We start from the raw sequence: 22066 nt of genomic DNA, 5'->3' as shown, positions 1-22066 counted from the left end.
CCCTCAGCGGGACGTCCGCAGTGACGAGTCCAAGACGCTCATGAGCTGCTCGACGCGGCTCCAGCCCCGTGGGAACTCCGGATACCGGTTGAGCACATCGATCAGCACAGGCGTTGCACGGCGTCGCGCGTCCTCGATCGCCGAGGCCCCCGCGAGGGGGTCGTCGTTCGTCAATTCACGGATGCGGGCGGTGCACGCTGCTGCCCGGAGGATGTGGCCCACCTGGCGCCCCTGCGCGATCGGGTGGAGGTAGGCGGCAGAGGCGGCGTCACCCGCAGCGCGCGCAGCGAGTCGCGCAGCTTCGGTGGGCGCCTCTCTCGCGGCTCGGTGCGCGTCGAGCGACGTCATCCGCTGGAGGTTGGACCGTCTCGCACCGTTGATGAACTGCCACGCGGCATCGATCGCCGCGCGAGGACGAGGATCATCCGGGCAGACCTCCGCGAAGAACGGGTAGACGCCCTCCGCGCTCTTCGCGACGTAGTGAGCCACGGCCCGCAACTCGTCCATCGTCAGGTCGAAGTCGCCGGAAGCCGTCGTCATGGCGTCGATCATCCCGGTTGCGCCCGTATGGCGATCGCTCGTCGTGCGTCGCCCTGCGACGAAGGGGACGTGGGTCAGCATGCTGAGCGTGTGGTCTCAGGTCGGTTGGTGGCCGAGGCGGTGGACGGCGTAGGCCTTGATCGCGGCGGACAGCCAGGGCGGTAGGTCTGGGTCGACCTGGGCGATCATGGCTCGTTGGTCGGGGTTGTCGAGCAGGAGGTCGCCGAGGGCGTGGTAGGCGGCGGCATCGGCCGGCCACACGGCGAGCACCTGTGCGTGGTGTCGGGTCACCAGGTCCAGGGCCTCGGTTGCGTCGGGTGCGATGCCCAGTGCGCGGGCTCGGGACATCTCGTCCAACAGGTGCCGCCCCTCGGCGGCAGCGCGTTGGTAGTCCTGCCGACCCCAGCCGGCGGTGGCCTCTCCGGCGGCGACGAAGTGTTCTCTGGCGGCGGCGCCGTAGCGGTCGGCGAGGTCTTCGCGCAGCCGGGACCGGCCCACGGCGAGCCCGGCGAAGAACTCCTCGTCACTGACGGTGCTGTCACCGCAGAGCGTGGCGATGGTGCGCTCGACCGTATCGATGACCTGTTGCAGGCGGTCCCGCTCGCCGACCAGCTCGCCGCGGTGCCGGCGCAGCGCGGTGAGCTCGTCGGTCTGTCCGTCGAGGATCTCGCGCATCTGTGACAGCGGGACGTCGAGCTCCCGCAGCAGCAGGATCCGTTGCAGGCGCAGCAGCTGCCGGCGCCCGTACCAACGGTATCCACTGCTCGAGATCCGGGAGGGGACCAGCAGTCCGATGTCGTGGTAGTGACGCAAGGTCCGAGATGAGATCCCGGCCAGGCGAGCGAGCTGGCTGATCGAGTGCTCCACGGACACGAACATAAGTGCTGGACCTTCTCGTTACGTCAACTTCTAGCCTCGCCGGTGTGCCGCTCCACCAGCCCTTCACGGTTCGCGACGTGCGCCTCTTCGACGGCACCCGGCTGCTCGACGCCACCTGCCTGCGGGTCGTCGACGGGCGCATCGAGGCGCTCGGCGACACCTCGATCGCCCGTGCCGGTGATGCGTTGATCGACGGTGGCGGCGGCACGCTGCTGCCAGGGCTGATCGACGCCCACGTGCACCTGCTGCCCGGCTGCACCCAGCTGGCCGCCACCTTCGGCGTCACCACGGTGATCGACCAGTTCAGCAAGCCCGAGGTCATCGACCCGGAGACCGCCGCCGTCCGGACGGCCGAGGCCGGCGACGGACCGCCGCGGGCGGACCTGCGCACCTCCAGCATCGGCGCCACCGCACCGGGCGGACACCCGTCGATCGCCTACGCCCCGTTCCCGTACGTGACCGGGCCCGCCGACGCACTGCCGTTCACCGAAGCCCGGCTCGCCGAGGGCGCCACCCACCTGAAGATCGTCTACGACGACGGCTCCGGCGCCCTGCTCGACATCCCCTCCCTGGACGCCGCCACCATCGAGGCGCTCGTCGCCGCCGCCCACCGGCACGGCCTGCCGGTGGTCGCGCACGTCTCCACCGCCGCCGGTGCCGTCCTGGTCGCCCGCCGCGGGGTCGACGTGCTGGCCCACGCCCCGTTCGACCGGATGTCGGAGCTCGAGGTCCGCGACGTCGCCCGAACCGGTGTCGCGCTGATCGCCACGCTGTCCATCATCGACGGCTTCCCCGGTCCCGACGGCGTGCTGCCTGTGATGGCCCAGCCGGCGCTGGCCGCTCGGCTGAGCCCACGGTGGCGTCGGGTCCTGGCCGGCCAGGCCACCCGATGGATGCCACCGAACCCACCGGACGGGGCGGCGGCTCGGGAGAACACCATCGCGCTGTTCGAGTCCGGGGTGCGCGTGCTGGCCGGCACGGATGCACCCAACCCCGGCCTGGTGCACGGTGCGAGCCTGCACCGCGAGCTGCAGCACCTCGTCCGAGCCGGCTTGCGCCCCGGGGAAGCGCTGAGCGCCGCCACGGCCACCCCAGCAGAGGTGTTCGGCCTGACCGACCGCGGACGCGTACGCGTCGGCGCGCGCGCCGACCTGGTCCTCGTCGACGGCGACCCGACCACGGACGTCACCGGAACCCAGGACCTGCGACAGACCTGGGTAGCAGGACGCGCGGTGCGGACGGAGGACTACGCCGGCAGCTCCGGCGAGCGGCAGGGCATCGCCTGGCTGCGAGCCTCCACCGAGAGGATCGTCGCCGCGATCCGCGAGTCCTGGCCCGGCATCCCGGGCCCGGAGGAGGTCCGCCGTGACGACGGCGAGTTGCTCGGCCGCCTGACTCCCACCTCCGGCGGCTGGCAGGCCCTGACCACGTTCGGCGCTCGGCTCGGCGAGATCACCACCCACGACGAGGCGCTGGAGACCGTGCACGCTCGCGGGTTGTCCTACCTGGCCGACCCGTGGTGGATGCGCCCGGTCGGCGAGGTGGAGTGGCGCGAGGTGCACCTCGTGGAGGTCCAGCCCGACCGGATCCGGGTGCGCTGGACGGACCGGATGGTCGACCAGCCTCCCTCCGGGCGGTGGTTCGACCTCGACGACGTCGAGGTGGCGCACCAGCGCCCCGTCGTCCCGGAGGTAGAAAGGGGTGAGGGCTGAGCAGGCTCACGATGGCGTACCGGGCCGAGACGGCGACGGACCGGTGCGGGTCGCTGTGCGAGCCCGGCGCCACGCTCACGGCGGTCGCCCACAAGGTCGGCTACGGCAGCCCGTTCGCCCTCAGCACGGCGTTCAAGCGGGAGCGAGGCATCAGCCCGGCCCGCTACCGCGACGCCTGCGGCTGACCTCGCGCCCGGCTGCGAGGGACCGGGGGACACGACCACCCTCCGAGCTCGACGCCATCCGGCTCGGCAACAGCGCGGCACCCACCCCGAACGGGCAGGTCGGCCCGGCCGACGCGGGGAGGCGCTCGCGCTGATCTGTGAGACTCGAGGCGTGGACGAGTCGCCGGAGCCGGCCGGGCAGGAGGCCGCGCGGGCCGGCGTCAGCCGGCAGCGGATCCTGGAGCTGCTGCGTGCCGCTCCCGATGGGCTCGGGGTGCAGGAGCTGGCCGAGCGGACGGGGCTGCACGGCAACACGGTGCGCTTCCACCTCGACCGGCTGGTCGGGGACGGGATGGCCCAGCGGCGCGTCGAGGAGCGCGGCGAGCCGGGCCGCCCGCGACTGACCTTCACCGCCGCTCCCCGGCCGGACCCCGCCCGCGACAGCCGCAACTACCAGTTCCTCTCGGAGATCCTCGCCAGCTACCTGAGCGGCACGGCCGGGGAGCCGGCGGCGGTGGCCGTGGAGGTCGGGCGCACGTGGGGCCGCTACCTGACCGAGCGGCCGGCTCCGTACCAGCGGGTCTCCGAGGAGGAGGCGGTGCAGCGGCTGCTGCGCATCCTCGACGACATCGGGTTCGCCCCCGAGCTGGCGGCCGACGACCCCCGGCAGATCCGGATCCCGCACTGCCCGTTCCGCGAGGTCGCCGAGGCCCACCGCGAGGTGGTCTGCTCGGTGCACCTCGGTCTCATGCGGGGAGCGCTGGCGGAGATGGACGCCCCCGTGACCGCCGACCGGCTGATCCCCTTCGTCACCCCCTCGCTGTGCGTGGCCCACCTCGCGCCGGTGGCCGACGGGGAGCCGGACGCCGCGCACTGAGACCTGTCCGGCGCGATGGGCCTCGGCGGTTTCTCCCAGCCCGAGTCGTAACTACGAAGCCGAGTTGTTACGTTCGGCACGCCCCGCCGAGCCGCTCCCCGAGCGGGTGCGCGCCCGGTGCACGCCCCTCCGACGCCACGCCCCTCCGACGCAAGGAGTCCGAGTGCTCTCCGACCGATCCCGACCCGTCGTCCAGGCCACGCTCCCCGTCGTCGCCGAGAACATCGGCCAGATCGCCAAGCGGTTCTACGGGCACATGCTCGGCGAGCAGCACCCGGAGCTGCTGGACGGGGTCTTCAACCGCGGCAACCAGGCCGAGGGCACCCAGCAGGTCGCGCTGGCCGGTTCGGTGGCCGCCTTCGCCAGCGCCCTGGTGCAGGACCCCGAGCAGCTCCCCGACAAGCTGCTCTCGCGGATCGCCCACAAGCACGCCTCGCTCGGCATCCGCCCCGACCAGTACCAGATCGTCCACGACAACCTGTTCTGGGCGATCGCCGACGTCCTCGGCGACGCGGTCACCCCCGAGGTGGCCGCCGCCTGGGACGAGGTCTACTGGCTGATGGCCTACGCGCTGACCAACCAGGAGCGCGGCCTCTACAGCGCCCGCGGGGTCCGCCCGGAGACGGTCTGGCGGCCCTGGCAGGTGGAGCGGAAGATCACCGAGACCGACGACGTGGTCACCTTCGTGGTCAAGCGCATCGACGACCGGCTGGTCAAGACGTCCCTGCCCGGCCAGTACGTGACCGTGCAGATGACGATGCCCGACGGCGTCCGCCAGCCGCGGCAGTACAGCCTCACCCGCGCCGACGACGGCGAGCACCGCCAGTTCTCGGTCAAGCGGGTGCACGGGGGCGACAAGCCCGACGGCGAGGTCTCCAACCTGCTGCACGACACCGTCGACGTCGGCGACACCGTCACCATGTCCCTGCCCTTCGGCGACGTCGTCCTCGACGACTCCGGCCGCCCGGTGGTCTTCGCCAGCGCCGGCATCGGCATCACCCCGATGGCCGGCATGCTCTCCCACCTGGTCACCGCCGGTTCCGGCCTCGACGTCACCCTCCTGCACGCCGACCTCGACGAGGCCGACTGGGCGCTGCGCGGTCAGGTGGTCGACGACATCCGGGCACTGTCAGACGGCTCGGTGCACGTCTGGTTCGAGCGGGGCGCCGAGTGCAGCCTGCCCGTGGACAGCGTGCACAGCGGGCTGATGGACCTGTCCGCGGTGCAGCTGCCCGAGGACGCCGTGTACTACCTGTGCGGGCCCCTGCCGTTCATGCAGGCCGTCCGCAGCGCGCTCGTCGACCGCGGCGTGCCCCCTCGCGACATCCAGTACGAGGTGTTCGGCCCCGACCTCTGGCAGGCCGACCTGGTCACCACCCCGTCGCCGGGCGCGCAGGCGGCCGCGTAGCCGACGGCGCTCCCGCACCCGTCGCGGGGGCAGGCCGGCGGGCTCGACCGGTCGGCCCCCGCGGCATGCGGTGCCGGGCGGCTCGCCGAGCGGCCGCGGAGCGGACACCTCCCGCCCGTCGGCGTCCACACTCCCGGTGTGCCCGACGGGGAGAGCACGCCGTCCCGTACGCCATCCGACAACCCGCGCCGCCCCGAGGTCCCGGTGCCCGCTCCGCCGCACCCCGGCGCCCGGGGTTCCGTCGTCGCCCGGCTGCGCGCCGCCGGCTGCGTCTTCGCCGAGGACGAGGCCGCGGCGCTGCTGGCCGACGCCCCGACCGCCGAGCACCTCGAGGAGCTCGTCGCGCGGCGGGTCGCCGGCGAGCCCCTGGAGCTGGTCCTGGGCTGGGCGGACTTCTGCGGCCTGCGCATCGCCGTCGAGCCGGGCGTGTTCGTGCCGCGCCGCCGCACCGGCCTGCTCGTCGACCTGGCCGGCGACCGGCTGCGCGGGGCCGGCCGGCGCCCGGTCGTGGTCGACCTGTGCTGCGGCTCCGGAGCGGTCGGGGCGGCCGTCGCGGCCGCCGCCGGCCCGGTCGAGCTGCACGCGGCCGACGTCGACCCGGTCGCCGTCCGCTGCGCCCGGCGCAACCTCGGGCCGCTCGGCGGCCGGGTCCACCGCGGCGACCTCTACGCGGCCCTGCCCGCCGAACTGCTCGGCCGGGTGGACCTGCTGGCGGCCAACGCCCCCTACGTGCCCACCGCGGCGATCGACCTCATGCCGCCCGAGGCCCGCGACCACGAGCCGCGATCGGCCCTGGACGGCGGGCCCGACGGCCTGGCCCTGCAGCGGCGGGTGGCCGCGGGCGCGGCACGGTGGCTGGCGCCGGGCGGGACCCTCCTGCTGGAGACCAGCCGGCACCAGGCGGCGCGCACCGCGGCCGCGGTCGGAGCCGGTGGCCTGCAGGTGTCGGTCGTCCGCGACGACGAGCGGGACGCCACCGTCGTCGTCGGGACGGCGTCGTGAGGGGCAACCGGGCACCCGTGTCCATCCCATCACGGTCAGTCACAACATGCTGTGACCGGTACTGAACGGAGCCGTACCGACACGACCTGCGCAGATGCCGGGTCCTTGGTCCCTGCCGTCGCCCGTCGGCGCGGTCCACGATCGCTGCCATGGACGACGCGCCCGGGTTCGGCTCCGGATCAGAGGAGCAGGGCCAGCCGGCGCACCCCGCCGTTCACCCGGCCGACGAGACGCCGGCGGGCGACGGGACCGCGGTGCCCCAGGTCGAGCCGGTGCGCCTGCCCCTCCTGCACTCGCGCCGGCAGAGCCCCTGGCTGGTCGTCGACGTCGACGGCTCGCCGGCCGGGCACGGCGCGCTCGTGTGGGCGCTGCGCGAGGCCGCCCGGCGAGAGGGCACCGTGGTGGCGGTCTGCGTGCTCGACGACCCCGACGACGACGGGCTCGGCGGGCTGACCCGACCGGCGCGGCACGAGGCGGCCGCCGCGTTGGAGCGGCTCGAGGCGCAGGTGCTGCAGGCGATCGCCGAGACCGGCGTCGTGGGCCGGATCCGCACGACCGTCCTGGAGCGCCCCCTGTTCGAGGCGCTGACCGCGGCAGCCCGCGGCGCCGACCTCGTGGTGGTCAACGGCCAGGGCAAGACCCTGCTGCGTCCCGCCGTCCCCCGGCCGCCCGTCCGCCGCCTGGCCCGCGGCGCCTGACGGAGGTCGGCATCCCCACCCGTGCACCGCTGCCCTCCCAGGACCCCGACGACCGGGCCGTGACCCCGCCCGGCACCAGGGCCCCCGCTCTCCCCTCGGCCGACGTGCCCGTCCCCGGCGGGCGGACGGCGGCACACAGCGAGCAGGTCGCCGGCACGTTGCGCGGCATCGTCCGCGCGGCGGTCGCGCACACCGGTGCCACCTCCGCCGCCCTCGGCGTGCTCGACGACTCGGGCGCCCGGTTCGAGCGGTTCGTCGTCGTCGGCGCGGACGCCGCGGACCGGGCGCGGACCGGCAGGCTGCGGCCGGAGGACCTCCCTCCGGTGGCCGCGGGCTCCCCGCCCGCCCGCCGGTCCCTGGGGGTGCCGGTCCGGGTCGGGGAGGCCGTCTTCGGCCACCTCCACCTCTCCACCGACGACACCGGCGCGCCGTTGACCGCGGCCGACGAGGCGGCGGCGCGGGCCCTGGCCGCGGCGGCCGGCCTGGCGATCGCCAACGCCGAGCTGGTCGAGCGGGCCGAGCACCGGCGGGCGTGGGTCCAGGCCGGCAGCGACATCGCCACGGCGCTGCTGTCCGGGGCCGACCCCGACCGCGTGCTGCGCTCGATCGGCGAGCGGGTGGCCGCCCTGGCCTCGGCCGACGCCGCCGGCGTGCTGGTGCCCTCCGCGGAGGACGACGACGCGCTGACCGTCGTCGTCGCCGTCGGCCCGGACCAGGAGGAGGTCGCCAGCGTCGAGGGCGTGCGCATCCCCCTGCTCGACAGCCAGCTGGGGGCGGCGCACCGCTCCGGCGTCCCGCTGCTGATCGCCGACGCCCGCACCGCGGCACACGGGGGCCGACGGGCGCCGGTGCTCGGCGAGGTCGCCCGGCACTTCGGCCCGGCCCTGGTCATCCCGCTGGGCGGCCGCCCGCCGCTGGGCACCGTGGTGGCGCTGCGGTTCCCCGGCCGGGAGCCGTTCGAGCCCGACACCCTGGAGCTCGCCTCCGCGTTCGCCGCGCAGGCGGCGGTCGCGCTCGAGCTGGCCCGCAGTCAGCAGCGGGAGCGGCGGCTGCAGGTCGAGGCCGACCGGGACCGGATCGCCCGCGACCTGCACGACCACGTCGTGCAGCGGATCTTCGCCACCGGCCTGGCGCTGGACCGGATCAGCCGCTCGCTGGCGGACACCCACCCCGAGGCGGCGGCGCGGCTGGCCGAACGCGTCGACGAGCTCGACGGCACCATCGCCCGCATCCGCTCGGCGATCTTCGAGCTGCACGAGGCGCGCGACGCCTCGCCCGACGCCGTCCGCAGCCGCATCGTCGACGTCGTCCGGTCGATCACCGGCGGCCACGGTCTGCGCCCGGACGTGCGGGTGCGCGGCGACGTCGACGGCCTGCCGCCGACGCTGGTCCCGGACGTGGTCGCCGTCGTCCGCGAGCTGGTCACCAACGTGGTCAAGCACGCCCAGGCCAGCCGGGTGACGGTCACCGTGGCCGTCGGCTCCGAGGTCGGCGTGGTCGTGACCGACAACGGGGTCGGGCTGCCCGCGGTCACGGTGCGCAGCGGCCTGGCCAACCTCACCGACCGCGCCGAGCGGCACGGCGGGCGGCTGACCACCCGCGCCGGGCCGGCGGGCACCCAGATCCGCTGGACGGTGCCGCTGCCCGGCCGGGACTGATCGGCACCGGTCGCCGGTCAGGGCGGCGGGTCGGCCCGGTCGCGCAGCTCGGTGGCCAGGATGGCGGCCTGGGTGCGGCGCTCGAGCCCCAGCTTGGCCAGCAGGTGGCTGGTGTAGTTCTTCACCGTCTTCTCGGCCAGGCCCATCCGCACCCCGATCTGCCGGTTGGTCAGCCCCTCGCCGATCAGCCACAGCACCGTGCGCTCCTGCTCGGTGAGCACTGCGAGGCGGCGGTCGCGCTCGGCCGGGCGGTGGCGCGCCGCGCCGGCGGGTGCTCCGGCGTCCTGGTCGAACAGCGTCCCGCCCGCGGCCACGGTCCGGACGGCGGAGACCAGCGCCGAGCCGCGCACCTGCTTGAGCAGGTAGCCCGATGCGCCGGCGTCGACCGCGGCGGCGACCGCGTCCTCGTCGGGGAAGCTGGTCAGCACCAGGAAGCGCAGCCTGGGGGCCCACTCACGCAGCCGGCGGCAGACCTCGGCGCCGTCGCCGTCGGGCAGGCGCATGTCGACGACGGTGACGTCCGGGCGCACCGCCGGCACCCGGGCCAGCGCCTCGGCGACCGACCCGGCCTCGCCCACGACGCTGATCCCCGGGTCCTCCTCGAGGACCTCGGCGACGCCGCGCCGGACGACCTCGTGGTCGTCGACGAGGAACACCCGGATGGCCGCGGCTGCCGATCTCACGCGAGCACCCCCTCCGGAGTGTGGCGCACCTCACTCAGCGTAGGCGGTGCGGCCGCGCAGTCACCAGCCTCGGGCCGGGACCAGCAGCGCCGCGTACAGGGTCAGGCCCGGCCCGAACGCCATCGCCACGACGGGCCCGTCCACGTCGGCGAGCTCCTCGAGCACCAGCAGCACCGTCGCCGAGGAGCAGTTGCCGTGCTCGGCCAGCACCCGCCGGGAGGCGGCCAGCTGCGCCTCGGTCAGCCCCAGCTCGTCCCGGACGACGTCGAGGATCCGCGGCCCGCCCGGGTGCACCGCCCAGCCGGCGACGTCCGCCGGTGCCAGCCCGGCACCGGTCAGCAGCTCGTCGACGACGGCACCGACGTGCCGGGAGAGCACGTCGGGCACCCGCGGGGACAGCCCCATGCGGAACCCGAGGTCGGTGACGTCCCAGGTCATGTGGTCGGCGGTGGACGGGTCGGTGCGGGCGACCACCCCGGCCAGCCGCCGCCCCCGACCGGCGCCGGGCTGCAGCACGACGGCGGCCGCCGCGTCGGAGAACAGGGCGTGCGCCACCACCTGGTCGAGGTCGCGGACCGCCGGCTGCACGTGCAGGCTGGTCAGCTCGCAGCACAGCAGCACCGCCGGGCGGGTCCGGGCCGTCACGTAGTCGGCCGCGGCGGCCATGCCGGGGATGGCCGCGTAGCAGCCCATGTGCCCGACCAGCAGCCGCTGCAGGCCCGGCGGCATCCCGAGGTCGCTGGCCAGCCGGATGTCCAGCCCGGGGGTGGCGTACCCGGTGCAGGTCGCGACGGCGAACAGGCCCACGTCACCCGGCGCCAGGCCCGCGGCGTCCAGGGCGCCGGCGACCGCCTGCTTGCCCAGCGGCAGCGCCTCCTGGACGTAGCGCTGCATCCGCGCGCCGGTGCCCCAGCCGCTGAGGTCCTCGTCCATCGGGTTGGCCACCGCGTGCCGGCGGCGCACCCCCGAGGAGGCGAACACCCGCCGGGCGGCGCGGACGCCGGCGTAGTGGTCGGCGAAGAAGCCGTCCCACACGTCGTCCTGGTCGATCGTCGTCGGTACGGCCGAACCCGCACCGGTCAGGACGGCGGTCACGAGCGAACGCTGGGGCTCGGCGTCACGGCCCCGACGGTACGGGTGACCTGCCCGTCCCGCCTCACCGCTTGCGCCCGTATCCGGCGAAGACCACCGCCGTGGACCGGATCGGCTTCATCCGGACCGACCGGCGCCGGCCGAGCCGCCAGGCCAGCGCGTCCCGCAGCGACGGCCGCAGCCCCACCAGCCGCAGCTCCAGGCCGAGCGCGTCGGCGGCGGCCAGCAGCCGGGCGCGGTCGACGAACAGCGCCGGGTCGTGGATCCCCGGCGGCGGGCCGCCGGGCAGCCGCTCGGCCACGGTCACCATGAGGAACCGCCCGACCCGGGTGTCGGCCAGCGCGTCGATCACCAGGGTGCCGCCGGGGCGCAGCAGCCGGGCGCACTCGGCCAGCACCGCCACGTCGTCCTCGACGTGCTCGAGGATCTCGCCGGCCACGACGACGTCGGCGCACCCGTCGGCCAGCGGGACGGCGAGCACCGAGCCGCGCAGCGGGTGCAGGCCGTGCTCGCGCGCCACCCGCAGCCCGCGCTCCCCCAGGTCGACGCCGACGTGGCGGTAGCCGAGGCGGGCGACGTGCGGCGCCATGAGCCCGCCTCCGCAGGCCAGGTCGACCAGCACCGCGCCGGGCGCCGCCGCCGGCGGGATGTGCTCGGCGCGCGAGGCGGCCAGCCAGTGCAGCGCGGCGAACCCGCCGGAGGCCTCCCACCACTGGTCGGCGAGCTGGTCGTACTGGGCGGGGTCGTTGCGCCGGAAGCGGCTCACCGGTCCTTGAGCGGGTCGTGCCCCCAGTTCATCAGCGAGTAGCGCCAGCGGGAGGTCTCGATCTCCTCCTTGGCCGGCCGCTGCGCCAGGTGGCGGGCGACGTAGCCGTGCACCTTGCGCATGTGCGCGAGGTCGTCGTCGGTCAGGTCGGCCTTCTTCTTCCGCAGCATCTCGACGATGCGGCGTCCCTCCGCGTGGCCGGTGGACTCGCCGCCGGCCTCCTTCTGCTGCCCCACCGACTGCGACTCGTCGGTCTGCAGCCACCGCGCCAGCTCGGCCGCGGTCATGTTGACCGCCTCGGCGAACTCCCGGCGGGTCGTGTCCGCGTCATCTCTGCCGGTGTCGTCTCTGCCGGTGTCGTCCTGGGCCATGCTCGCCTCCGCGTGTCGTGTCCTGCTCGACGCGGTACCGCAGCCGTGTGGTGCAGAAACGGACGGACGTGGCCACCACGGCCCTGGCCCGTGGCGAGACGCCGGAAGAGGTGCTCGACCGCAACCTCGCCGAGCTGCTGCAGGAGACCCGGGTGGCCATCACCGGGGTGCAGATCCTGTTCGCGTTCCTGCTCACGTTGCCGTTCGCCGCGCGCTTCGACGGGCTCGACGCCTTCGGGACGGCGGTCTACACGACCACCCTGCTCAGCACGGCGACCGCGACGCTGGTGCTCATCGCGCCGGTGTCCTTCCACCGCATCCTGTTCCGCCAGCGGCGCAAGGAGGAGCTGGTCACCTTCGCCGACCGCGCCCTGCTGACCGGCCTCGCCCTGCTGCTGCTCGGTATCGCCGCGGCGGTGCTGCTCGTGCTCGACGTCGTCCTCGGCCGCTGGCCGGCGCTGGTCTGCTGCGCCGTCGTGGTCGTGGTCGGCGCGCTGACCTGGTACGCGCTGCCGCTGCGTCAGCACCGGAGGGCCCACCGGTGAACGTCACCGTCGTCGGGAGCCTCAACGAGGACGTGCTGGTGCGCGTGCACCGGCTGCCCGGCCGGGGCGAGACCGTCGTCGGCCGGGACACCGTGCTCGCGCCGGGTGGCAAGGGGGCCAACCAGGCCGCGGCCGCCGGCCGGCTGGGCGGCGGGGTCGCCATGGTCGGCCGGGTGGGCACCGACCCGGCCGGCGAGCGCCAGCTGGCCGCCCTGGCCGCGGCCGGGGTCGACGTCACCTCCGTGCACCGGACGCCGGACGTGCCCACCGGCACCGCGACCATCCCGGTCGAGGAGGGCAGCGGCGAGAACCTGATCGTCGTCGTCCCGGGGGCGAACGCCGAGCTGCGGCCGGAGGACGTCGCGGTCGAGCCGGTGCGCCGGGCGCGGGTGGTGCTGCTGCAGCTGGAGGTGCCGATGGCGACCGTGCAGGCCGCGGCGGAGGCCGCCACCGGCACCGTCGTCCTCACCCCCGCGCCGCCGCAGCCGCTGCCCGCGGGACTGCTCGCGCGGGTCGACGTGCTGGTGCCCAACGAGCACGAGCTGGTGCAGCTGGCCGGCGCGGCGCCCGGCGTCCGCACGCCGGCCGAGCTGGCGGGCCTGGCCCGTTCGTTGACGGTCGGCGCGGTGGTGGTCACCCTGGGCGCGCGCGGCGCGCTGCTGGTGCCGGACGACGGCCCGGTGCTGCTGCAGCCCCCGCCGCCGGTGCGGCCGGTGGACACCACCGGGGCGGGCGACTGCTTCTGCGGCGCGCTCGCCGTCGCCCTGGCCGCGGGGGCCGCGCCGGAGGAGGCGGTCGCGGCCGCGGTCACGGCCGCCGCGCTGTCGACCACCGGTCCCGGAGCGCGCGGGGCCCTGCCCGACGCCGGCGGTGTGGCCGCGGCCCGCGACCCCCTCCCGGAGTCGGTCCGGGTGGGTTGACCGGGCGGCTGCGCGGGCACAGGCTCGGCCAGCCGACGACCGAGGAGGACGGCGATGAGCGAGCCCGAGCGCCCGGCCCGTAGTCCCGAACCCGCCGAGGGCGGCGACCCGCCCGGTCAGGAGGATGCCGGCCGCACCCCTCGCAGCGAGGAACCCGCCGAGGGCGAGGACCTGCCCGGCGAAGGCGCCGACACGCCCTGACCGGCCCTGGCGGCGGGGGTCGCCGGTCGGGCAGGCTGCGGTGCCGTGCTCCTCGACGCGACCCTCCCCGCCGGGCTGGACGACGTCCCCGCGGTCGCCTGCGAGCTCGAGCGGCGGGGATACGCGGGCGTCTGGGCCTCCGAGACCAACCACGACCCGTTCCTGCCGCTGCTCGTGGCCGGCCGCGCGACCACCCGGCTGCAGGTGGGGACGGCGATCGCCGTCGCCTTCGCCCGCTCGCCGATGACCGTCGCGACGACCGCCCACGACCTGCAGCGCTACACCGGCGGTCGGTTCGTGCTGGGCCTGGGCACCCAGGTGCGCGCGCACGTCGAGCGGCGCTTCTCCATGCCCTGGAGCGCGCCGGTGCCGCGGATGCGGGAGTACGTCGCCGCGCTGCGGGCCATCTGGTCGGCGTGGCAGGAGGGCACCCCGCTGCGCTTCACCGGCGAGCACTACCGGCACACCCTGATGACGCCGGTGTTCACCCCGGAGCCGCACGAGTGGGGCGGGCCGCCGGTGCACCTGGCGGCGGTCGGGCCGGGGATGACCCGGCTGGCCGGTGAGGTCGCCGACGGCCTGCTCGTGCACGCCTTCACGACGCCCCGGTACCTGCGTGAACGCACCCTGCCCGCGCTCGCGGAGGGGCTCGCCGCGGCCGGCCGGTCGCGGGAGCAGGTCACCGTGAGCCTCCCGGGCTTCGTCGTCACCGGGACCACGGAGGCCGAACGGGCGGAGTCGGCCGCCGCCGCACGGGCGGCCATCGCCTTCTACGGCAGCACCCCCGCCTACCGCCCGGTGCTGGAGCTGCACGGGTGGGAGGCGCTCGCCGACGAACTGCACGCGCTCTCCGTGGGCCGCCGCGAGGACCGGTGGACGGCGATGCGCGAGCTGGTCGACGACGAGGTGCTCGCCGCGTTCGCCGTCGTCGCCGACCCGGCCGACGTCGGGCGGGAGGTGCGAACCCGCCTCACGGCGCTGGTCGACCGGTTCAGCGTCTACGCGGCCGCGCCGTCCCGGCTGGACCTGTGGGAGCCGCTGGCCGCGGAGCTGGCCCGGTCCCGTAGCTGAGAGTGACCGATCTCTCGCCGTCTCGGCTCCACCTCCCCGGAACGGGTCTGTTCTGCCCGCGTCCCGGAGGGGAGGCTGGACGCATGGCGGACACGCAGCGTGAGCCCCGGGTGGGCGACGAGACCCCGATCGAACGACAGGCCGACGAGTCACCGACCGGCCAGGCCGCGGCCGCCCCGCTGGCGCGACTGCTGGCCAACCCCCGGCGGGTGCGCCGGACCTGAAGGAGGACCCGTCCTCCCCACCCCTCGGAGAAGGACCCCCTGCCCCCCGCCACTCGCAGGCTCGCGGCGGGACCCTGCAGGGGGCCGGCGGGGCCCGGGACGGGGCCGGCGCGGCCCGGGAGGGGCCGCGCTCGGAGAGGCCGTGGACGGGGCCGGGCTCGGCGTCACTGATCGTCACACCGACCCCAGCGATCCCCGGGGTCCCGAGCTGCCCGCGACGCAACTCGTCACTCACCGCAACCACCCCTCGGCCGACCCCGGCGTGCCGCGACCTGCTCCGATCCGCGCTGGGGCAGCATCCCCGGCGTGAGCGCAGCCGCCATCCCCCCTCACCGTCGACGACGCCGCTGCTGACGACGCCGCTGCTGACGACGCCGCCGCTGACGACGCCGCGGTCCCCGTGCGCCGGAGCCGGGCCGAGCGGCAGACCATCGTCCTGGACACCGCCGAGCGGCTGTTCGCCAGCCGCAGCTCACGCAGCATGGGCATGGACGAGCTGGTCCGCGAGACGGGCCTGGGCAAGATGACGGTCTACCGGCTCTTCAAGAGCAAGGACGACCTGGTCGGCGCCTACCTCGCCCGCAAGGCCGCCACCGGATTGGCCTTCATCGACGCCGAGCTCGCCCGCTTCGAGGGAGACCCGCGAGCGGCGCTGTTGGCGGTGGTCGACACCGTCGAGCGCGACGTCACCCGCACCGGCTTCCGCGGCTGCCCGTTCACCAACGTCAGCAGCGAGTACGACGACCCGCAGCACCCTGCCCGCAGCGCCGCCGCCGACTACGAGTTCGAGCTGCACGCGCGGTTGGAGCGGCTGGCCGAGCAGGTCGCACCCGACGCCGGCGAGGACCTCGCCGCCCAGATCCACCTCGTCCTCGACGGCATGTACCTCTCCGGGGGGCTGCTGGGCCCGACGGCCCGGCGGCGCACGGCCGCGAGCTGGCCGAGCGGCTCATCGACGTCGCCGCCGCCCGCTGACCGGGCACGCCGCGGTGCGGGCCCGCAGGATGGCGCGGTGACGACCGACCGCACCCGGCCCGACCTCGACGACGCCACCGTGGAGGCCCTCGGCAGGCTCTCCGAGGCCCTCGAGACCGTCGAGCAGGCCCGCGGCCAGCTCTACGGCTTCCACCAGCACTCCGGCAGGGCCGACCTGCTGCTGCAGGACGCCGTCGAGCTGTTGCGGAAGGCCGGCCACACCCGGCTCGCCGCCGACCTCGACCGGGACCTGGTCGGCCGCAACGTCGTCGCCGACCGGTGGACCTTCCAGCTCGTCGAGGACTACGACGCGACCTACTGGTCGGTCTTCCGCGACTTCGACGCCCGCGCCCGCCAGGAGCTGGCCGGCGGCGACCGGCACGTGCTCGAGGCCCGGATGAAGCAGCGGGAGCGGACGCGGGGGCACCCCCACCACCAGGCCGGCTCTGCGCTCGGTGAGTAGGCGGCCCACCGTCCGACAGCGCTGCCCTCGAGGGCATGGGAAGCGATACCTGCGTCCCGGGGCTCCAGGACGCAGGTATCGCTTCCCATGCCTCGGGGAGCCCCATGCCTCGGGGAGCCCCATGCCTCGGCGAGCCCAGCCCTCGTCAGGGGAGCCTCCGGACGATCGGTCCACCGAGTGGCCGCGGTGTCACCCGGCAGGCGACTATGGGACCGTGACCATGCCCCAGCCCGACGAGCAGCGCGAGACCGGCCCGCTCGGCAGCGAGGTGGCCCCGCCCGGCGACCCTGAGTCGCAGGGCGGCACCGAGGAGCCGGCCGGCGGCGCCGCCGGACCCAGCTACCCCCCGGCGGAGACCGAACCGGACGCGCGCCGCTGACAGGTGCGCAGAAGGCTGCCGCGCAGCAGACTCGATCCGTGACTGCTCCCGGCTCCGACCCCCTGAGCCGCCCTCCGGGCACGGCCGGCTACCCGGCGCCCGGCACCCCCGGCGGCGGCCCCTACGGCATACCGCCGGCGACCACCCCGCCGGAGCGACGGCCCGGACGGGTGGTCGGCCGCTCGCTGTACCAGGCGTTGCTCCTCGTCGTCCTGGTGATCCTGGTGCTGTTCGTCGTCTACAACACCCAGACGGTCGAGATCAGCCTGGTGTTCGGCACCGTGCAGGCGCCGCTGGTGCTCGCGCTGGTCATCGCCGCGGTGCTCGGCGCGCTCCTCGGCTGGCTCGCCTCCAGGGTGCGGCGTGTCCGCCGTCGCCGCTGAGGTCACCTCCACCGTCTCCCCGGGCCCGGGACCGCTCTGGTCCCGGGCCCGGGCCCGGGTCCCCCTCCGTCGGGGTCTCCGGCGCGCCCTGATCGGGTCACCGGCCGGTGACACGGCTCGTCACCCGCGAGTACGGACTCACCGGACGGCACGGCGCACGAGAGCCACGCGCATGAGCCACTACACCGCCAACCTGCAGGACCTCGAGTTCACCCTCATCGAGTTCCTCGACACCAAGGACAGGTTCGACAGCGGGCCCTTCGCCGAGATGGACGCCGGGACCGCGCGTGGCGTGCTCGCCGAGATCCGCCGCCTGGCCGAGGGCCCGATCGCCGAGTCCTTCACCGACGCCGACCGCAACCCGCCGGTCTTCGACCCGGCCACGCACTCGGTGACCCCGCCCGAGCTCATGGAGGACACGGTGCTACGTAGGTGGCCGTCGTGACCCGCTCGATCCCGCACCGGGAACTGCGCAACAACAGCTCGGCGATCCTGCGCGCCGTGCAGGCCGGTGAGACCTTCGAGATCACCATCCACGGCGAGGTCGTCGCCCTGCTCGTCCCGCCGAACGCCTCGCGGCCGCTCTCGGTCCGCCCGGCCCGGTCCGAGGGCAGTTTCGCCGACATCCCCCGGGTCCGCCTCGACCACCTGGTGCAGGGGACGCTGGACGACCTGCGCGGGACCGGTGACCGTCCACATCGACGTGTCCGCAGCCGCCAAGCTGCTCGTCGAGGAGTCGGAGTCACCGGCACTGGAACGGCACCTCGACGACGTACGCGGCGATGGCACGACGGTGGCCTGCTCGAGACGGAGCTGCGCCGGATGGCCGCACGCGAGGGGATCGATCAGGGCACGGTCACGATCGCGCTGGATCGACTCGTCCTGGTGGACGTCGACCGGGCGCTGGTCCGCGAGGCCGGCCTGCTGCCGGGCCGCAACCTGCATAGCCTGGATGCGCTGCACGTGGCGGCTGCCAGCAGGCTCGACTCCGAGGTCTTCGCCTCCTACGACGACCGCCAGGCGGCGGCCGCGAGGTCGGCCGGGCCGCGAGTGCTCGCGCCGTCCTGACCGCCGGGCATGGATCGCCTCCCTCCCGGGCATGTGCCGAGCGACCGGACGACAGGGAGGACGACGATGACCGACCCCGCGGGCAGCGACCGGATCCAGCAGGACATCCCGACCGCGTCGGGCACCGGCGACAACAGCAGTACCGGGACGGGCTTCGACGAGGTGCCCCTCACCCGTGAGGAGGCGGTCGAGCGGGACGCCGCCCAGCCCGACGAGCTGCCGGCCCGGGCCGACAGCGACGTGGCGCGCGCCGAGCGGGGCAGTACCGGCGGCAGCCTGTGAGCCAGGACTCCCTTCCGGCGGAGGAACCCCCTCCTGGCTCCCTTCGCACGCTCGGTGCAAGGACCGCCTCCCCCCACCCCTCGTTGAAGGACCCCGTCCTCCCCACTCTTCGCAAGCTCAGGGCGGGGCCGTACCCGGGAGGCGGCCGGAGGGGGCCGAGCTCGGGGACGCCGAGAAGGGGGCTACGAAGCACAGAGGACGGAAGCACAGAGGACGGAAGCACAGAGGACGAAGGAGCGACATGAGCCAGCCACAGCCAGCGGGCGGCGGGACCGGCCCGGCGGAGGACAACCTGGTCGACGGCGTCCCGGGGCAGGACCGTTCCGACGGCGGCGAGCGGGACACCGCTCCCGGCGTCGACACCCCCCTGACCACCGACGACGAGGCCCAGCGCGACGACCTGCCCGTGCAGCCCGGCAACTCTTGAGGCCCTCCCGGTAGAAGGACCCCTCCTGTAGGAGGACCCTGTCCTCCCCACCCTTCGCAGGCTCAGCGGGGCCGTGCCCGGGAGGCGGCCGGAGGGGGCCACGCTCGGCGACGCCGAGGCGGGCGGCCCTCCTGCGGGGTCTCGCCGCGGGCCTGGGAGCGGTGGGGGGTCCTTCTGGCTCCAGCCGTGCCGGCGCGCCGCCTCTACCGCGGCGTGCCGGTTCGGTACGGCCAGCAGTTCAGTGCGGCCACCCGCCGGCCCACGCCCCGGCCGGGTGTGGGGATCCGTCGCGGAGACCCCAACTGTGTGTGCGCCGCGGTGCGGCCGGCCACCGGCTACCGTCCCCTCATGACGACGACCAGGTCCCTCTCCGGCCGCCGAGCCCTCGTCACCGGCGCGGCGTCCGGCATCGGCCGGGCCTGCGCCGTCCGCCTCGCCGAGGCCGGTGCCGACGTCGTCGTCCTGGATCGGGACGCGGACGCGGCCAAGGCGGTCGCCGAGGCCGTCGACGGCACGGCCGTCGCCGTCGACCTGACCGACCTCGACGCCGTGGACACCCTGGACCTCGACGTCGACGTGCTGGTCAACAACGCCGGGCTGCAGCACGTCGCCCCGCTGCACGAGTTCCCGGTCGACCGGTTCTCGCTCATCCTCCGGCTGATGCTGGAGGCGCCGTTCCGGCTGGTCCGCGGCGCCCTGCCGCACATGTACGAGCGCCAGTGGGGGCGGATCGTCAACGTCAGCTCGGTCCACGGCCTGCGCGCCTCGCCCTACAAGAGCGCCTACGTCACCGCCAAGCACGGCCTCGAGGGGCTCTCGAAGGTCATCGCGCTCGAGGGCGCCCCGCACGGGGTCACCTCCAACTGCGTGAACCCCGCGTACGTGCGCACCCCGCTGGTGGAGGGGCAGATCACCGACCAGGCCCGGACGCACGGCATCTCGGAGGACGAGGTCGTCGAGCAGATCATGCTCGCCCCGGCCGCCGTCAAGCGGCTGATCGAGCCGGAGGAGGTCGCCGAGGCGGTGGCCTACCTGTGCTCACCCGGAGCCGGCTCGATCACCGGCAGCTCGCTGGTCATGGACGGCGGGTGGAGCGCCCACTGAGAGAGGACCCCTCCTCCCCACCCCTCCCAGGCTCGGAGCGGGGCCCGGGACAGGGCCCGCTCCTGAGTCCCCTCGCAGGCTCGGGGACGCCCTGGAGGAGGCCGGCGCGCGCCCTGCCAGGGAGGACGGCCGCACCCGACGGTGGTGTCCACCCCTCCTACCCTGGACCGGTGCGCCCCGACGTCCTCCCCGCCGTCGAGTGGACGGCCCGCGCGGCGGCGCACCGGGAGCGGATGGCGACCTGGCTGACCCCGCACGCCGAGCGGCGCCGGCGCGGCGAGGCCCACCCGGTGCTGGACTTCCTGTTCACCTACTACTCCGAGACACCCAGTCGGCTGCGCCGCTGGCACCCAGGCGCGGGCGTCGCCCTGGCGCCGGGGCCGGACGGGCCGGCCCCGCACGCCGACTGGCGCTGGTACGCCACCGGGGACGACGGCGCGGTGACGCTGGACCGGACCGCGTTCCTGGCCGACCGGGGCGACACCGCGCGGTTCGTCCGGGACCTGCTGGCGGCCACCGCGTCCCGGCCGGCGTCCACCGGCTGCTTCGGGCTGCACGAGTGGGCGATGGTCCACCGCGCCGACGAGCAGCGGCACGCGGTCCCCCTCCGCCTGGGCCAGGAGGGCACCGACGCCGTGGTCGAGGGCTCCACGATCCGGTGCACCCACTACGACGCGTTCCGGTTCTTCACGCCGTCCGCCGTCGGGCTCAACCGGCTGCAGCCCACCCGCGCCACCCAGGTCGACCTCGAGCAGCCGGGCTGCCTGCACGCGACCATGGACCTCTACAAGTGGGCGTGCAAGCTCGCCCCCGCGGTTGCCGGGGACCTGGTCGCCGACTGCTTCGAGCTGGCCGTCGAGGTGCGCGAGCTGGACATGCGGGCCTCGCCCTACGACCTGCGCGCCTGCGGCTACGCGCCGGTGCCGATCGAGACGCCGGAGGGCAGGGCCGAGTACGTCGCCGCCCAGCGGGGGTTCGCCCGTCGCGGCGCCGGCCTGCGGGGGCGCCTGATCGAGGTCTGCGACCGGCTGCTCGACGGCTGACCGGGCGCGGCCGCCGTCGTCCTGGCTCACCTCCGCGCGTCCCGGCTTCCCGCCGACGGCGAGCTCGGACGCCGGATGACCAGTTCAGCTGATCACGGCCGGGCGCCGGCGCGGGGACAGGCCGGCGCACGTCACACGGTCGGCAGCGAGCAGGCGAGTGTGCCGGTCGTACCGTCGTAGGGGTGACTTCCGCATCCCCCGACCTCGTGCGCACCGACCGCTGGCTGCGGCTCGAGGGGACGACGAACACCCGCGACCTCGGCGGCCTGCCGACCCGCGACGGCGGGACGACGCGGCCCGGCCGGATCCTGCGCAGCGACAACCTGCAGACGCTGAGCGACGCCGACGTCCGCCGGCTGGTCGAGGACGTGCGGCTGCGCGAGGTCGTGGACCTGCGCTCCACCGCGGAGGTCCTGCTCGAGGGCCGCGGCCCGCTGCGCGCGGTGCCGGCGGTCGAGCACCGGCACTTCACCCTGCTGCCCGAGCGCGGCCACCACACCGACGTGTTCGCCGTCGAGAACGCCGACCTGCCCGAGCTCCCCGACGACTGGGCCGACTCGGTCCTGCCGCGGCAGGTGGCCGAGAGCGACCAGGGCGAGCCGCCGGCGGTGCGCTCCTACCTGGGCTACCTGGCCCACCGGCCGGAGAACGTGATCGCCGCGCTGCGGGTGCTCGCCGCCGACCCGGGCGGCGCCACCGTCGTGCACTGCGCGGCGGGCAAGGACCGCACCGGCGTGGTCGTCGCCTTCACGCTGGCGGCGGCCGGCGTCCCCCACGAGGAGATCGTCGCGGACTACGCGATGACCGCCGACGTCATCGACGCGCTGGTGGCCAAGCTCGCCGCCTCGCCGACCTACGCCGAGGACATGGTCCGCCGCGACGTCGCCAGCCACACCCCGCGGGCGGAGACGGTGGACCGGCTGCTCACCCTGCTCGACGAGCGGTACGGCGGCCCGCTGGGGTGGCTCTCCGCGCACGGCTTCGGCCCCGCGGAGCAGGCGGCGCTGCGCGCCCGGTTGCGCGACTGACGCACCGAGGCGCAGGCACCGAGGCGCAGGCACCGAGGCATGGGAAGCGATCCCTACGTCAGGAGCGCCGAGACGTAGGGATCGCTTCCCATGCCTGGCCCGG

General features: G+C 75.2%; 28 protein-coding genes. 22 read left to right on the top strand and 6 right to left on the bottom strand.

The features are described 5' to 3' along the window. Nucleotides 1-3: 3 nt before the first annotated feature. Entirely contained in the window at nt 4-621 is a 618-nt protein-coding gene (locus DQ238_RS06525; RefSeq protein ID WP_199506172.1) for a putative immunity protein, read from the bottom strand. Between the two features lie 15 nt (nt 622-636). Continuing rightward, nucleotides 637-1419: a MerR family transcriptional regulator gene (locus DQ238_RS06520; RefSeq protein ID WP_113780494.1), complete on the bottom strand. Its 783-nt coding sequence runs from the start codon at nt 1417-1419 to the stop codon at nt 637-639. Between the two features lie 77 nt (nt 1420-1496). On the opposite strand from DQ238_RS06520, the gene DQ238_RS06515 reads away from it, so the two are divergent. From DQ238_RS06515 to DQ238_RS06485, 7 genes are all read left to right on the top strand, one after another. Then, entirely contained in the window at nt 1497-3131 is a 1635-nt protein-coding gene (locus DQ238_RS06515; RefSeq protein WP_199506171.1) for an amidohydrolase family protein, read from the top strand. Nucleotides 3132-3142: 11 nt separating this feature from the next. Next, nucleotides 3143-3316: an AraC family transcriptional regulator gene (locus DQ238_RS06510; RefSeq protein WP_113780492.1), complete on the top strand. Its 174-nt coding sequence runs from the start codon at nt 3143-3145 to the stop codon at nt 3314-3316. A 151-nt stretch (nt 3317-3467) separates the two neighbouring features. Continuing rightward, complete coding sequence (locus tag DQ238_RS06505; RefSeq protein WP_113780491.1) at nt 3468-4172, top strand: metalloregulator ArsR/SmtB family transcription factor; 705 nt, start codon at nt 3468-3470, stop codon at nt 4170-4172. Nucleotides 4173-4335: 163 nt separating this feature from the next. Continuing rightward, complete coding sequence (locus DQ238_RS06500; RefSeq protein WP_113780490.1) at nt 4336-5580, top strand: globin domain-containing protein; 1245 nt, start codon at nt 4336-4338, stop codon at nt 5578-5580. Nucleotides 5581-5784: 204 nt separating this feature from the next. Next, entirely contained in the window at nt 5785-6582 is a 798-nt protein-coding gene (locus DQ238_RS06495; RefSeq protein ID WP_113780489.1) for a putative protein N(5)-glutamine methyltransferase, read from the top strand. 149 nt (nt 6583-6731) lie between these two features. Continuing rightward, nucleotides 6732-7280 carry a universal stress protein gene (locus DQ238_RS06490; protein WP_113780488.1) on the top strand — a complete coding sequence of 183 codons (549 nt, stop codon included), beginning with the start codon at nt 6732-6734 and terminating at the stop codon, nt 7278-7280. A 59-nt stretch (nt 7281-7339) separates the two neighbouring features. Then, a complete protein-coding gene (locus DQ238_RS06485; RefSeq protein ID WP_113780487.1) occupies nt 7340-8938 on the top strand; it encodes a GAF domain-containing protein in 1599 nt (532 codons plus the stop codon). 17 nt (nt 8939-8955) lie between these two features. Here the strand turns inward: DQ238_RS06485 and DQ238_RS06480 are convergent, their stop codons facing one another. The 4 genes from DQ238_RS06480 to DQ238_RS06465 all read right to left on the bottom strand — a co-directional run bounded on the left by DQ238_RS06480 (nt 8956) and on the right by DQ238_RS06465 (nt 11850). Further along, complete coding sequence (locus tag DQ238_RS06480; RefSeq protein WP_113780486.1) at nt 8956-9621, bottom strand: response regulator transcription factor; 666 nt, start codon at nt 9619-9621, stop codon at nt 8956-8958. A 60-nt stretch (nt 9622-9681) separates the two neighbouring features. Next, nucleotides 9682-10716, bottom strand: a complete 1035-nt coding sequence (locus tag DQ238_RS06475) for a type III polyketide synthase (RefSeq protein WP_113780485.1) — start codon at nt 10714-10716, stop codon at nt 9682-9684. Between the two features lie 61 nt (nt 10717-10777). Next, a complete protein-coding gene (locus DQ238_RS06470; RefSeq protein WP_113780484.1) occupies nt 10778-11479 on the bottom strand; it encodes a methyltransferase domain-containing protein in 702 nt (233 codons plus the stop codon). Then, nucleotides 11476-11850: a DUF3140 domain-containing protein gene (locus tag DQ238_RS06465; protein ID WP_113780483.1), complete on the bottom strand. Its 375-nt coding sequence runs from the start codon at nt 11848-11850 to the stop codon at nt 11476-11478. The genes DQ238_RS06470 and DQ238_RS06465 overlap by 4 nt, the downstream gene beginning before the upstream one ends. 68 nt (nt 11851-11918) lie before the next feature. On the opposite strand from DQ238_RS06465, the gene DQ238_RS06460 reads away from it, so the two are divergent. From DQ238_RS06460 to DQ238_RS06400, 15 genes are all read left to right on the top strand, one after another. Beyond that, complete coding sequence (locus DQ238_RS06460; RefSeq protein ID WP_233495765.1) at nt 11919-12395, top strand: DUF6328 family protein; 477 nt, start codon at nt 11919-11921, stop codon at nt 12393-12395. Next, nucleotides 12392-13315 (top strand): ribokinase, encoded by a 924-nt coding sequence (locus DQ238_RS06455; RefSeq protein ID WP_113780481.1) that lies wholly within the window; start codon nt 12392-12394, stop codon nt 13313-13315. Before DQ238_RS06460 ends, DQ238_RS06455 begins: the two co-directional genes overlap by 4 nt. A gap of 54 nt (nt 13316-13369) precedes the next feature. Then, entirely contained in the window at nt 13370-13516 is a 147-nt protein-coding gene (locus DQ238_RS22715; RefSeq protein WP_158550722.1) for a hypothetical protein, read from the top strand. 45 nt (nt 13517-13561) lie between these two features. After that, entirely contained in the window at nt 13562-14587 is a 1026-nt protein-coding gene (locus DQ238_RS06450) for a TIGR03617 family F420-dependent LLM class oxidoreductase (protein ID WP_113780480.1), read from the top strand. An 83-nt stretch (nt 14588-14670) separates the two neighbouring features. Continuing rightward, nucleotides 14671-14811 carry a hypothetical protein gene (locus DQ238_RS22710; RefSeq protein ID WP_158550721.1) on the top strand — a complete coding sequence of 47 codons (141 nt, stop codon included), beginning with the start codon at nt 14671-14673 and terminating at the stop codon, nt 14809-14811. A gap of 400 nt (nt 14812-15211) precedes the next feature. After that, nucleotides 15212-16249 (top strand): TetR/AcrR family transcriptional regulator, encoded by a 1038-nt coding sequence (locus DQ238_RS23605; RefSeq protein ID WP_233495764.1) that lies wholly within the window; start codon nt 15212-15214, stop codon nt 16247-16249. A gap of 214 nt (nt 16250-16463) precedes the next feature. Continuing rightward, the gene (locus DQ238_RS23065; protein WP_199506170.1) at nt 16464-16628 is read left to right on the top strand and encodes a hypothetical protein; all 165 of its coding nucleotides are present in this window, start codon (nt 16464-16466) and stop codon (nt 16626-16628) included. Nucleotides 16629-16666: 38 nt separating this feature from the next. Then, on the top strand, nt 16667-17011 hold the full coding sequence (locus tag DQ238_RS06435; RefSeq protein ID WP_233495763.1) for a LapA family protein: 345 nt from the start codon (nt 16667-16669) through the stop codon (nt 17009-17011). Between the two features lie 172 nt (nt 17012-17183). Next, entirely contained in the window at nt 17184-17456 is a 273-nt protein-coding gene (locus tag DQ238_RS06430; protein ID WP_233495762.1) for an acyl-CoA dehydrogenase N-terminal domain-containing protein, read from the top strand. Beyond that, complete coding sequence (locus tag DQ238_RS06425; RefSeq protein ID WP_147263012.1) at nt 17453-18079, top strand: type II toxin-antitoxin system prevent-host-death family antitoxin; 627 nt, start codon at nt 17453-17455, stop codon at nt 18077-18079. The genes DQ238_RS06430 and DQ238_RS06425 overlap by 4 nt, the downstream gene beginning before the upstream one ends. 66 nt (nt 18080-18145) lie before the next feature. Continuing rightward, nucleotides 18146-18361, top strand: coding sequence for a hypothetical protein (locus DQ238_RS06420; RefSeq protein WP_113780477.1), 216 nt, complete (start codon nt 18146-18148; stop codon nt 18359-18361). A gap of 241 nt (nt 18362-18602) precedes the next feature. Further along, nucleotides 18603-18788: a hypothetical protein gene (locus DQ238_RS06415; RefSeq protein ID WP_113780476.1), complete on the top strand. Its 186-nt coding sequence runs from the start codon at nt 18603-18605 to the stop codon at nt 18786-18788. Between the two features lie 348 nt (nt 18789-19136). After that, on the top strand, nt 19137-19892 hold the full coding sequence (locus DQ238_RS06410) for a 3-hydroxybutyrate dehydrogenase (protein WP_113780584.1): 756 nt from the start codon (nt 19137-19139) through the stop codon (nt 19890-19892). Between the two features lie 170 nt (nt 19893-20062). After that, the gene (locus tag DQ238_RS06405; protein WP_113780475.1) at nt 20063-20935 is read left to right on the top strand and encodes a 3-methyladenine DNA glycosylase; all 873 of its coding nucleotides are present in this window, start codon (nt 20063-20065) and stop codon (nt 20933-20935) included. Between the two features lie 182 nt (nt 20936-21117). After that, a complete protein-coding gene (locus tag DQ238_RS06400; RefSeq protein WP_113780474.1) occupies nt 21118-21963 on the top strand; it encodes a tyrosine-protein phosphatase in 846 nt (281 codons plus the stop codon). The last annotated feature ends 103 nt before the right edge of the window (nt 21964-22066 follow it).

The organism is Geodermatophilus sp. TF02-6, assembly GCF_003319115.1.
GTDB lineage: Bacteria > Actinomycetota > Actinomycetes > Mycobacteriales > Geodermatophilaceae > Geodermatophilus.
Note: the sequence above shows the minus strand (reverse complement) of the source record. Positions and strands in the feature narration are given on the sequence as shown.